General features: G+C 71.9%; 1 protein-coding gene. It reads right to left on the bottom strand.

Features of this window, described 5'->3' with window-relative positions:
• Positions 1 to 14 precede the first annotated feature (14 nt).
• Positions 15 to 13649, bottom strand: a complete 13635-nt coding sequence (locus tag AB0M02_RS36165; protein ID WP_364235443.1) for a hemopexin repeat-containing protein — start codon at positions 13647 to 13649, stop codon at positions 15 to 17.
• Positions 13650 to 13857: the final 208 nt, after the last annotated feature.

The following is a 13857-nucleotide window of genomic DNA, read 5'->3' as shown; positions in this document are numbered from 1 at the left end:
TTCCGAGTCGGGGCTCACCGGTTCGCCCGGTAGGTGAGCATCAGGCCGAGGTTGTCGAGTGCGCTCTTGTCGCCCTCCAGTTGCAGGCGCCAGCCGCCCGCGCCGAGCGTCAGGCCGGGAGTCCGGAGCAGCTTGCCGTCGGCCAGCGCGAGCCGTTTGTCGCCGCCGAGCAGGAACTGGGCGGTGCCGCCGTCGAGCAGCTGGTACTTCGCGTACACGCCGGTGATCTGGCGGCCGACGATGTCCGGGAACTGGTCCGGGGCGAGCGGGAGGACCAGGGTGGCCGAGCCGTTGTCCCGGAACTCCGCCCAGGCCTCCGGGAACTCGGCCGCCACGTTGAACATGCGGGTCGCCGGGTACGGCTTCAGCATGCCGCGTACCGCCGTGGCGAAGGTCTCGCCACCGGCCTCGGCGGTGTACTTGACCGTGACGGTCACGTCGAGCAGGTCGTCCGGTGGCCGCTGCCCTCCGGTGTCCAGCCGCCACCGGGAGACCGCGCCGGTCCCCTCGAACGGCAGGTACCGGTCGTCGTCGAAGCGCGTCTCGAACAGGCCGTTGTTGTCCCGGCCCTCCTCGACCTCGGAGAGCACGACCTGGTCACCGGCGCGCCAGTCGGTGCGTACCGCGGCCGGCGGCGAGCCGTTCGGCTCCAGCAGGAACTTGACCGCGGCCGGGTCGGCCGAGAGCACGGTCCGGTGGTCCAGCTGGGTGAGTGTGGCGTTCACCCCGAGCGGTCCGTCCTCGGCGTCGAACGAGACGCTGACCGTACGGATCTGGCGCCGGAAGTGGCCGGGGAAGTCCCGGTCGAACAGCGCCTCGGTGAACGCGAACTCGCACCGGCCGGTGTTGCGCAGGTCCAGCAGCGCGAGGGGGTCCAGCGCGAACAGCGAGACCCGCCTGGTGATCTCCAGGGTCCGGCGCCCGGCCGTGGAGTACGCCCGGTTCAGGCGCTCCAGGTCGAGCCAGAGGCTCTCGCCGGCCAGCAGGCCCTGGCGCCGGCTGTCCCAGCTGGACGGCTGGACGTACGCGCTCCCGCTGTCACCCGTCTCGAACTGGTAGGCGCGCTCGGCGGCGCGTGCCGTCTCGTACGCGAGGTGGTAGGTCTGCAGGTACATCGCGGAGAGCCGCCCGGCCATCCAGTGGTACAGCTGCGGCCCGGCGAACTTTCCGGTCACGTACGTCAGGACCGCCTCGTTGTTCGCCGCCTGCAGGTTGAGGGTGTCGAGCTCGCGCTGGGCGATCGCCACCTGATGCTCGGCCGCCGTCACCTGATGGCCGATCTGGACCACGTCGCTGCGCGAGATGCCGAGCTGCAGGTTCCAGTCCTGCGCCGTGCGCTCCTGTTCCGCGCGGATGCCGAGGATCTCGCCGGCCAGCGCGAGCCCCTCCCCGAGCGACGAGGAGATGTCCGAACCCGTCTCCAGCGCGCCGCCGAACTCGTCACCGCCCTGCTGGAAGCCCATGATGAACGGCCCGATCAGCATCTCGGGCATGCCCTTGGCGATCGCGGCGCCGATCTTCAGACCGGCCGCCGCGAAGTGCGCGTTGGCGCCGTGGGACATCAGCTCGATCTGCGCCTGCTGCACCGCGGTGAGCCCGGTGGCGATCTGCGTCTCGTAGTGCACGACCCGGGCGGCGGCGCCGTCCAGCGCGGCCCGCGTCTCGGCGAGGCGCTCGACGGCGATGCGGAGTTCGGCCTCCTTGATGCCGCGGGTCAGCGCCAGAACGGCCGCCTCCTGCCGTTGCTGGAGCAGGAACAGCTCCTCGGCGTCACGGCGCTCCATGGTGCTGAGCAGGTCGCCGCCGAACTGGCGTACCCGGTCGGCCAGGTCCTGCGCCCGCCGGATCAGCACCGCGAACCGGTGGTTCGGCACCGGCGCGGCGGCGGCCGCCGTGACCTGGTCGAGGGCCGCACCGGTGGCCGCACCGCGGACCAGCGCCATGACGTCGGCCGGCGGCTCGAACATCGGCAGCGGCCGGCTGATCCCCAGGATGTCCATCGACTGGCGGATCTTCCGCAGCCGGTCCTCGACCCGCGTCCAGTACTCGAAGAACGTGCTGTTGGCGGGCACGTAGAAGTACGGGTTGGCGACGCCGGCGTGCACCGACCCGGCGCCCTCCAGCAGGGTGCCGCCCGCCGTCAGGTGCTCCACCTCCGGCCCGGCCGGCGCGGCCTCCAGGGCCGCGTAGGCGGCCGCCGGCGGCAGGGCCCGCGCGCCCAGGTCGTACGGGCGCTGCCCGAGCAGGTCGTACGCGAGGATGTAGAGCATCCGCGCCTCGTCGACGCTCTCCGCCGTGTACTGCCGGAACAGCATGTCGGCGCCGTCGAGCACGTTGTCGATGTAGGCCATGACGACCGACCTGCGGTATGCCACCGGCCGCAGCTCGGCGATCGCGTGCGGGTCGAACGGGTCGTCGAGGTACGCCTTGATCAGGCTGCCCCGGTCGCCGATCGCGTCGTACTGGCGGCCGAGCCGCGCGATCATCGCGACCCGCTCCTCGAGGCTGCGCCGCACCGCGCCCGCGGGCACCGACTTCAGCGCCGTGACCACGTCGTCGAGCCCGTCGCCGGCCAGCGTGTCCAGGTAGGCGATGTCGTCGGCGGTCAGGTCGCGGATCTGGTGGAAGGCCGGCGCGAGCCCGGACAACCGCTGCAGCACCGGTTCGAACGCCGCCCGGGCGCGGGCGCCGTCGGGAGTGGCGAGGTCGCCGCGGCAGCTGACCACCAGGGCGTCCACGTCGACGGCGAGGAAGGGCAGGAACCGCCAGTAATGGGTGCGCTCTGTCGGGTCGAAGATGTACTCGAACCAGCGGCGGGCCTCCTCGAACCGCTGGGCGCTGTTCAGCACCTGCGCGATGAGCAGCGGCGCGTGGAAGAAGATCTCCCAGTAGTACGTGCCGTTGGAGCTGGTGAAGTCCAGGTGCGAGCTGGTGGGCATGCGCGCCGTCAGCACGCGGTCGGGCACCTGGATCGTGGTGGCGTCCGAGCGCGTGGTGCTGAACGCGGGCAGCTCGTCGATCTCCTGGGTCTCCGGGCTGAGCAGCGCGTCCACCCCGCCGGCGAGCAGCCGCCGGTTGAGCTCGAACGCGGTGCTCGACGTCAGCCGGACGATGTCCGTCGGCAGCCCCGCGATCTCGTACGGGCTCGGCGTGATCCCCTTGTTGGTGTAAGCCGCGTACTGCTTGCCCCGGAAGAGGAACAGCTTCTCGTCCGTGTCGAGGACGGTGAACCGGCCGGACAACCCGGTGGGCAGGCCGCGCCAGTTGTCCGCGATCGGCGCCCACGTCAGCGTCGCGTCCAGCTCGACGTCGTCGGGCAGGGGCGCGTACATGCCGCCGCTGACCGCGTAGCGCTGCCCGAGCCGCCGGAACACCGCGTTCACCTCGCGCGACGTCCGCTTCGGGTATCCGGGGTCGGTGAGCCCGGCGATCGTGCTGCCGTCCACCGAGTACCGGACGAACTGGTCGCGGCTGACGAGATAGAGCTTGGTCGCGCCGTCCACCTCGGCGAGGTAGGCCGCGTCCACCCGGCCCTCCCTGCCCAGGAGGCTCTCGACCGGGCTGAGGTCGGTGAGCCGTCCGGTGCGGGCGGCGGTGACCGTGGGCCCCGCCAGTTCCCACATCTGCTGGGCGTTGTCGAACCGCAGGAGGTTGCCGCCCCAGAACACGCTGGGGCCGCTCGGCGCGCTCGGCGGCAGGCTGTCGGCGTTGCCGGTGAACGGGCGCAGCTGCGGGACGCGGTTGTCCGGCACGACCGGGAGATACTCGTTGCCGAAGACGAGGTACGTCTTGCCGGCGGCCACCGCGACGGTGTCGAGGACGCGGCCGGACGCCTCCGGCCACAGCTCGCTCAGCCTGCGCGGCCTCGTCAGGTCGGCCGAGGTGACGAAGGCGTTCTGCGTCTTCGAGTAGAAGTACTCGGTACCGTCCGGGCCGGCGAAGGCACTGTCGATCCTCGTCCAGAGGGGCAGCCGGTCGGTGTTGGCGTCGATCCGCTGGGGATAGTCGCGGTCGAGCCTCCCGATCTCGGCCGAGTAGCGGTAGTACTCGTCCCCGGCGAAGACGAAGAGGCGGCCGTCGCGGACCATCGCGGCGTCCACCGGCACACCACGGGTCAGGTTGGCGCCGATGGTGCCCCAGACCGGGGTGGTGAGCGCGGTGTTGCGGCCCGCACTCGGCTCGTCCTTCGGTGTCTTCAGGAACCGCGCGCGGGAGTTGTCGAAGAAGTAGCGGGTGCCGTCGGCGGTCTGGAACGCCGCGTCGATCCAGTCCCACGAGTACGGCAGCAGCTCGCCGTTGCCCTGCAGGTCCCGCATCGGCTGCGGCTCGGCGTGCGCGGTGATCGGCCGGCACAGGAAGCTGCCGCCCTTGTGGTCGACACTGATCCACGGCCCGTCCGGCGAGTCGGCGGGAGCGTTGAACCGTACGACGCTCGCCGGGCCGGGCCGGCTGGTGACCGGTTCGGCGAAGACGCGGCTCACGTCGGCCGCCCGGGGCGGTGTCACGGGCTTGTCGGCGCGCAGGCCGTACAGCTCGGGGGTCAGCGTGAAGGCGGAGCTGACCGCCCGCGCGCCGGTGATCCCCAGGGTCGTGTACGAGCAGGAGACCACGATCGCGTCGTGGCTGCCCGCCGGTCCGCCCGGCACGGTCCGGGAGGCCTGGACGTACAGGCTCACCCCGCTGATCGGGCCGGCCTGCGCGGTGTCCACCGCGAGCACCTGGGCCGGCACCCAGTCCTGGTTGAGGTTGCGGAACGAGTAGTAGATCCGGACCCGGTACATCGGCGGCGGCGCGGTCACCTGCTGCTCGGCGCCGTCGGTCGTGGCCACGATCGTGGTGCTGCTCGGGTCGTCGGGCTGCACGGTCTCGACGACCGGCCAGAACACGAAGACGCGGCCGAACGCGTGCACCGGGTCGACCCGTTCGGCGTCGATCTGGACGTCCACCTTGAGCCACGGGTCCCAGGAGGCGGAGAGCTTCTCGCCGTCGCGGAACTCGGCGCTGCGGTAGTAGTAGCGCCGCGGCTCGGTACGGGTCCGGCCGAAAATCACCAGGCGCCGGGTGCCGTCCGGCACGCCGTCCGGGGTGTAGACGTAGCCACCGGCGATCGCCAGCCGCGACACCTCGGTGTACTCGTCCAGGTAGCGCAGATACGCCTGGCGTACCGCGTCCTCGGTGATCTCGCCTTGGAGCAGGTCGCTCTCGAGTGTGGCGAACGCGGGTGTCCGGTGGCTGCGCAGGTCGGGGCGGACGTAGTTCTCCGGGTACAGGAAGACCTTGCGGTTGGCCTCCCAGACCCGGTAGTTGCGCATCCAGCTCCACCAGCGCTTGAGCCGCTGCCGTACCTCGTCGGGGTCGGCTCCCTCGGGCAGCCGGACCGCCTCCAGGTCGAGCAGGTACCGGTGCAGGAACAGCTGGGTCGCGGCGATCGCCTCGCGGACCCGGGACGTGGTGCCGGCGCTGCCCATGTCGACGTCGATGAGGAGCTGCTCGAACACCTCGCGTGAGGTGCGGAACTCCGGGTGGTCGGCGATCACCGTGGCGACCAGGGCGTCACGCTTGAGGAGGTTGAGCTCGTCGTGGATCCGGGCCGACACGGTGGCCCATCCGCCGGGGCCGGTGCGGCGTTCCAGCATCCGGTACACCGCGTCGGCTGCGGCGCCGACGTCCGGAGTGGTGTTGTCGTCGTGCAGGAGCGTCCAGACCTCGTCGTGGACCTCGGCGAGGCTCGCACCCAGCCGGCGGGTGAGCGCGAACGCGTCGACCAGTGCGAGCAGGAACTCGATCTCGAACCGTGCCTCCTCGGCGGTGTCCGGGGTGAGCAGGGCGCTGTGGCGCCGCGCCCAGCGCAGGTCGTCGGCGTCCCAGCCGAACAGGCCGGCGAGGAAGGCGTACGGATCCTCGGCGCCGTCGACCAGGAAGGCGGCGAGACCGTCCGGCACCGACCGGGCCAGCTCGGCGAAGCGGACGATCGTGTGCACGTCGCTGAGGCGGTAGTCGGCCGCCGACGCCCAGCGGTGGGCGAACTCCTGCGGGAAGGTCCGGTCCATCCGGTCGAAGCCGCTGCTGTATCGGGCGTACCGGTCGCCCTTGACCAGATAGGTGCGGCCCTCGAACGTGAACGCGCCGTCCGGGCCCTGTTCGAACGCGCCCGGCAGATCGCCCCAGTCGTCCGTCACCGTGCGGGGGAAGCCCTCGTCGGCGACGTCCAGCCGGCCGGCCGTGTACCGGACGTACTGGCCGGAGCGGAAGGCGTACAGGTCGCCGCCGGGTGCCACGAAGGCGGCGTCGAGGCCGGGGAGGCCGGTGGTGAAGGCGTTGCCGACGACCCCCCAGGTGCCCTTGATCGGCTGCCGGCGCCCGTCGTGGAGGAACTCCCGGCCCTTGAACAGGTGGACGCGGCCGTCGGGCAGGCGGAACGCGGCGTCCAGCCCGTCGGCGAACTCGTCCGGCAGCGGCGCCAGGCCCGGGTCGAGCTCTCCCGGGAACGCGGCGCCGATCGACTTCGGGTACCCGTCGTCCACGATGCTGTGGTCGTGTCCGGAGTAGCGGACGTACTGGTCGCCCGAGAAGAGATAGGTGCTCCGGCCGGCCACGAGAGCCGCGTCCACCCGCCCTGTCTCGGCGAGGGTGTTGCGGATCCGCCCCAGGGCGCCGACGCCGATGCTGCCCGAGATCGTGCGGGAGACCACATGGCAACCGCCACCGATGAAGATGTACGCGGTGCGGTCGTTGGCGACGATCGCGTCGATGCCACTGCGCTCGCCGGGCGCGCCGAGGAAGTCCTCGAACGACTCCGGCAGATTGGTGAACGGCTCCTCGGCGCGCAGGTTGTTCGCGATCGCCCTGGGGTAGCCCGGGTCGATGTACCGGTACTCGGGCCCGGTGTAGCGGACGTAGTGATCCCCCGAGAAAAGGAACGTCTGCTCGCCGCGCCAGACGAACGCCGCGTCCACCGTGCCGCTGCCGTCGGCGGGCACGAACGGGTTCCGGGACAGTCCCCAGCGCTCGCGGATCACGGCCGGTTCGGAGAAGGCGCCGCCGGTGTACCCGGCGTAGTGCTTCTCGAAGAAGAACCAGGTCACGCCGCCGGCCGTCGTGAAGGCCGCGCGCAGCTCCTCCTCCAGAGCGTCGGCGAGCCGGTCGAAGCCGTGCCACACCCGGTCGATCGGGCGCGGGTGGGACCACCGGCCGGTCTTCTCGTTGTACGACACGCATCGCCGGCCCTTGAGCAGCAGCATGGCGTCGTCCGAGAAGAGCACGGCGTCCGGAAGGCCGAAGTCGCCCCCGGCGCCGTCGTCCACCGCGCTCACCGTGGCCGGGTACCCCTCGTCGGGCCGGTCGTAGGTGGTGCCGGAGTACGCCAGGCAGCGCATCCGCCCGTCCTCGTCCGGCTTCTCGAACAGGTACGTCGTGCCGTCCTGCACGTAGGCCAGGGCCACGCTGGTCAGGCCGGCCCAGTGCTCGCTGATCGGCATCGGGTCGCCGTCGACGGTGGTGCCGGCGGCGTCCGGGTAGACGACGAACTGGTCGCCGCTGAACAGGTACGTCCGCCCGTCGCGGCCCGGCAGGGCGGCGTCGACTGCCCCGCTCTCGAAGATCGTGTTGCGGGGGCGGCCCCACTCCTCGGCGAGCGGGTACTCCCGGTTGAGCCGTACGTTGAAGCAGGACGCGCCCTTGAACAGGTAGGTGTTGCCGTCCACCCCGGTCAGGACCGCGTCCAGCCCGGTCCGGAAGGCCGCCGGAACGGTACGCAGCGTGCGCGGCCGGAACGGCGTGGCGCTCACCGCGCGTCCCTCCAGCGACGAGCGGCGCATCCAGCCCTCGGGCTTCTGGACCAGCACCGAGCCGTCCTCGATGAACGCGCAGGTCATGCCCGGCAGGCAGGCGATGTCGGTGTAGTGCCGGTACGCGCTCGCGGACACCACGTGGCCGGTGTCGCCACGGAACAGGTACGCCGTGCGGCGGTCCGCGTAGGCGGCGTCCACCCCGTCCAGAGTGACGTCGAGCGCGGCGAGCCCGGGTTCGGAGGCGAGCTGCGCGACGGCCCGCGGATAGCCGTCCTGCACCGTCGTGTACTCCCCGCTGACGTACCGCACGTACTGGTCGCCGGAGAAGAGGTAGGTGTATCCGCGCGGCACGGCGACGCCGTCGACGGTCTCGGTCACGTCGGTCACCAGTGCGGCGTCGACCCGGCCGGTCCGCGCGATGTTGTTGACGACGTTGCCCCAGAACGTGCCGACCGTACGCGGATAGCCGTCGTCGACCTCGGTGTAGTCACTGCCCGAGTAGCGCACGTACTGGTCGCCGTGGAACAGGTACGTGCGGCCGTCCTGGCCGACGAACCCGGCGTCGACGTGCTTGAACGGGAAGCTGTCCCAGTCCACGCTCAGCAGCCGCGGCTCGGACCACCAGCGGTGCTGCGCGTCGAAGGTCACGAACCGGCCGGCGGAGAAGAGGTACGTGCGGTCGTCGCGGCCGGTGAAGACCGTGTCGATCGGCCCGAAGTCGGCGCCGTCGAGCAGGTTCCACCAGTTGTCGGTCAGCGGTTTCGGGAAGCCGGCGTCCGGCGCGGCGTAGTCCCTGGTGGAGTAGCGGACGTAGAAGCGGGCGCCGTCACCGCCCGTGCCGAACAGGTACGCGCTGCCGTCGAGCACCAGCGAGGCGTCGACACTGGTCAGCCCACCCCAGTCCCGGCTGATCAGGCGCGGATATCCGCTGTCCACCACCGTGTAGTCGGTGCCGGAGTAGCGCAGGTAGGTGTCACCGCTGAACAGGTAGGTCTTGCCGTCCAGACCGACGAAGGCCGCGTCCACCGTGCCGCTGGGCAGCGCCGGGCGCAGCACGCCCCACCGCTCGGCGGTGGCGGTGACGACGCCGTCGGTCCGGCTGCCGGTGGCGGCGGGCTCCCAGTGGCCGTCCGAGTACCGGACGGTCCGCCACAGCCGTCCTGTCGCGTTCACCGCGGCGACCCGCAGATCCGGGCCGGCGAACCCGATGCTCACGCCGGTCACGTCGCCCATGTCGCCGGCCTGGCTCTCGATGTCACCGAACGGGCTCCACCGCCCGGCGCCCAACCGGACGGTGTGCCACAGCCGGCCGGCCGCGTTGACGGCGGCCACGTGCAGATCCAGGCCGACGGCGGCGACGCTCACACCGCGGAGGTGGCCGATGTCGCCGATCTGGCTCTCGACGTCACCGAACTGGCTCCAGCGCCCGGCCCCGTACCGGATCGTGTGCCACAGCCGGCCCGCCGCGTTCACGACGACGACGTGCAGATCCGGGCCGATCGCGGCGACACTCACGTCGGCCACGTCGCCCATGTCGCCGGTCTGGCTCTCGATGTCGCCGAAGGGCCCCCAGCGCCCGTCGGCGTACTTGACGGTGTGCCACAGACGGCCGGCCGCGTTGACGGCGGCCACATGCAGGTCCCCGCCGACGGCGGCGATGCCCACACCCCGCAGGGTGCCGATGTCGCCGGTCTGGCTCTCGATGTCGGCGAACGGGCCCCAGCGCCCGTCGGCGGACCGGACGGTGTGCCACAGCCGGCCCGCCGCGTTCACGACGACGACGTGCAGATCCCGGTCGATCGCGGCGACACTCACGTCGGTCACGTCGCCGATGTCGCCGGTCTGGCCCTCGACGTCGCCGAACGGGCCCCAGGAACCGTCGGCGGACCGGACCGCGTGCCACAGCTCGCCGGCCGCGCCGGCGGCACAGAGATGCTGGACGGTACGGTCGGCGACCGCGACCGCGGCGGCCCGGACGGCGCCGGGCGGTTCGGACGACGCGCCGGCCGTTGCCGCACCGGCTCCGATCGAAACGGTCCGGCCGTCCTTGAACAGGTGCCGCACGCCGGACGGATCGGTGAACGCCGCGTCCAGCCCGCCGTCGAACCCGGCCGGGACGTCGGCGATCCGGCGGGGGTGACCCTCGTCCGCGCGTACGCCCTGGTTCTCGACGCAGTCCGAGTAGGCGAACTGCTGGTCGCCGGCGAAGAACCGCACGACGGGCCCGTCCTCGGCGGCCGCGTCGATCCGGCCGGCCAGCTCGAGGTTGTTGCGGACCTTTCCCCAGGCGGCGGCCTCCGGCTGCCCGTCCCGGTCCCGGAGGCAGGCGTCGATCGCGGTACGGAACGCCGGCGGCATCGGCCCGTCCAGCTCCTCCCGCCGCCACCAGTCCGCGGTGCTGCGCGGGTAGCCCTCGTCCACGACCCGCAGATCCGTCCGGGAGTACCGGACGTACTGGTCGCCGCAGAGCAGGAAGGTACGGCCGTTCGGGTCGACGAACGCGGCGTCGACGCGCGCCGGGTCCTCGAAGGTGTTGCGGATCCGGCCCCAGACCTGGTCCCGCGGCACCCAGCGGGCGGAGCCCTCGTCACGGGTGAAGGCGTGCGTGGCGCCCTGGCCGTCGCGGCCGATCAGCCACTCGGTGCCGGAGGGGTGGCGGAACGCGGCGTCGACGGCGACCAGTGCCCCGAAGCGGCCGGAGAGATCGGTGAGCGGCCTCGGGGCCGGGCTGGTCAGCTCGTACGTGGCCGCGGACCAGGTCCAGTACCCGCCCTCGCCGAACGCGTAGACCGTGCCGTCGGAGCTCTCCAGCAGCGCGTCGAAGCGGGTGACGCCCGGCGGCAGCGCCAGGTTCTCGCCGAACTTGCCGACCAGATCCTGATCCTTGAAGACCGCGGCGATCTCGGCCGGGTCCAGCCCCAGCTTCGCGGCGAGCAGCGCGAACCGGCGTACCCGGCGATGGGCGAGCCGGAAGCGCGCGCCGGCCGGGACCGTGGTGAACACATCGAGGGCCGCGTCCGCGCTGCCGGTGACCGCCTCGCAGATCGCCGCGACGGTCGCCACCGGCACGCCGAACGAGTCGGCCAGCGCGCCGTACAGGGTGTCCTGCTGACGCCCGGCGTGCGCGGCGAGGCTGTCACCGATCTCGATGACGGCCGCGTGCTGCTCGATCGCCACGGCGTGCAGCAGGAAGAAGATCTCGGTCTGGTAGTCCTCCAGGTCCTCCAGGACGAAGTCGAGCGCGTTGCTCTCGGCGCGGAACCAGGGGAGCCAGTCCGGTGTCAGCCCCCGGCCCGCGGTCAGCAGGCCCATCTCGGTCAGCTGGGCGGCGAGCCGGTCGCACTCGTCGTCGGTGAAGCCGAGGCCGGCGAGGGACGCGGCCTGGAGGCGGTACGGCTCCTGATCGGCGAGCGCCTGGCTGATCCGCCGGTGCACGACCCGCAGTTCCGCGGCGGTGAACCCCGGTCCGAGGTCGAGCGTGCCGAAGGGATCGGCGAACAGCGACTCGTCCAGCACCCGGCCGCCGGCCGTGTGGGTGCCCTCCAGAGCCGCGCGCACCCGTTCGCCCATCGCGGCGTCGGCGAGCGGGGCGAAGTCGTCCGCCGTGAACGTCTGCACCTCGGCCTGGAACGCCGCGATCTGCGCGCGCATCGCGTCCAGGATCACCCGGCGATGCCGGTGGAACGGCGGGGCCAGCCGGAAGTCGGCCGGGTCGAGGTCGCTCAGCGCGGCCTTGGCCGAGTAGCAGCCGGCGTCGTCCAGGAAGCCGTTGAACCGCAGACTTGCGGTCAGGGACGTGAGCTGCGCGGGGGTCGCCCGCAGGTCGGTGAAGACCGCCGGATCCAGGGCGAGGGGTGCGCTGCGGAACGTCGCGACGCGGTCGTCGATGAGCTGCCGTACGGCACCGGTGACGTCGGAGAGGTCCACGTCGACGTCGAACAGGGCGGCGTTGGCGGCGTCGGCGAAGAAGGCGGGATCCCGGAGGTCGCCGTCGGGGTTCACGTACCCGTTGAAGGTGAGATTGTCGTAGAGCTCGGCCTGCTGATCCGGCGTCAGGTGGTCGAGCATCACGAGATCGGAGGGGAAGAACGACGTGGTGCCGTTGGCCGCGGCGCCGATCATCTTGAACAGCATCTCCTGGTAGGAGCTGTAGTCGCGGGCCAGCCGCAGGTCGCCGGGCGCCTCGGCGAGCAGCGCGCCCTCCGCGGACAGCACACCCAGGTGTACGAGGTTGGCGAAGATCTTCGCGGTCAGCCGCCGGTCCAGGCCCAGCCCGGTGAAGTCGGCCGCGGTGATCACGCCGAGCTGGTCCACCGCGGCGGCGGCAGCGCCCGGCACGACGGCCGGGTCGAGGCGCGGCAGTCGCGCGGCCGGGGTCTCGTGGGTGGCGAGGGCGTCGTGGATCACCCGGGCGGCGCGCTCGGAGAACCGGTCCGAGGCGAGGACCGCGGGTGTGAACGCGACCGGGCCGAGCGCCCGCCGGATCGCGTCCGGGTCGGCGTCGTTCTCCGGACGGCCGCCCAGGATCGCCGTCAGCTCGGCCGCGCCGAAGCCGGTGTCCCGCATCCAGGCGACCACGGCGAGCATCAGCTGGATCAGCCGGAGAGCGGCGCCCCCGTCGTCACCGGCCAGGACCTCATAGGGGTCGCCGGCCCCGGGCGGGTCCAGGGTCACGAAGGTGCTCCAGCGATACAGCGACGGGTCGCGTCCCAGCGCGATCAGGACGTCGAACAGTTCGTCGACCGCGACGCCCAGCGTCCCGGCGAGGCGTACCACCCGGCGCAGCAGGGCGATCTCCGCCTGGCCGATGTCGCCGCGGTCGAACGGGCTCGGCGACGGTGCGTCGTAGTGCTCGCGGTAGCGCCGGACCACGGTCGCGATGTCGCTCTCGGCGACGTTGATCGCCACGGCCAGGCGGGCCCGGTAGTCCCGGTTGCGCGGCGCCAGGATGTCCCCGGTGCAGCCCTCGATGACGGCCGGGCCGGCCGCCCCGGCCAGCTCGCACACCTGAGCGGGTGTCAGGTCGTGCCGGCGCCCGAGGCGGATCACGATCGCGACGCTCCGGAGCGCGGCCGCGTCGAGAGTGCCGTCGCAGCAGCTCGTCAGGATGGTGCCCAGGTCGGTCAGGCTCAGCCCGGTCAGCCGGGCCAGGCGGGCGACCCGGCCGGCCCGCTCGAACCAGGCGACCTCGACGGCACCCGGACGGGCGGCCGGCTCGATCCGCGTATTGTCGGCAGCCATGACCACGCCGGGGCTGATCGCGACCAGTTCCCGTACCTGATCGCCGGACAGCCCCGTCGCCTCGCTGAACCGCCGGGCCTCCTGCAGACCGGCGAACGTGTCCTTGTCGCCGAACCCGTACGCGGTCCGCAGCGCCGCCTCCGGCAGAACCGTGGTCACGACCGCGACGTCCTCGGCGGACAACCCGAGGTACTCCCGCGCGACCACGTCGTGGTCCACGCTCGACGCGAAGAGCCGGTACAGCTCCTCCGGTGTGACCTCCAGACCGGCCAGGTACTTCTTGAGCCGCTCGTTGCGCAGGGCGAACGGCAGCCCGAACGGGTGGACCCGCTTGCGCAGCGATCCGTACGGGTCGTCGCCGACGAGCCGCTCCAGCACCTCGTTGGCGATGTCCAGGTACGGCGCCTCGGTGAACGTGTGCTCGGCGTCGAGAACGATCTGCCGCAGGTCCGGCCGCCGCTCCAGAAGCGACGGCCCGTCGAACGACGCCTCGAGCATTCCCAGCAGCTCGACCAGATAGGCGGCGGGTGAGCAGACCGACCGCCCGTCGTCCTCCGCGCGGAAGTCCAACTCGCCGAACAACTGCTCGTAGCTGGGTGATGAATCGTTCCTCAGCACCGGATCCTCCCCTTGCGCACGGCGATCGCACGACGTCGGTGGGGGACCTCGACCCGAAGCTACGGCGGGACGCTCGGGTGGCCGTATCGCCGGATCATCCGATCCAACCGATCACGGAATTCGGCGTGCGTCCGCCCGTGCCCATGGCCTCGCGACGTTGCCGCAGGCCAGCGGCGACTTCACTGAGTGAGCCCGCGAATCCGATCAG

Source organism: Actinoplanes sp. NPDC051861, from assembly GCF_040681145.1.
Classification (GTDB): Bacteria; Actinomycetota; Actinomycetes; order Mycobacteriales; family Micromonosporaceae; genus Actinoplanes.
The sequence above is the reverse complement of the archived record's forward strand: the minus strand, read 5'-3'. Positions and strand labels throughout refer to the sequence as shown.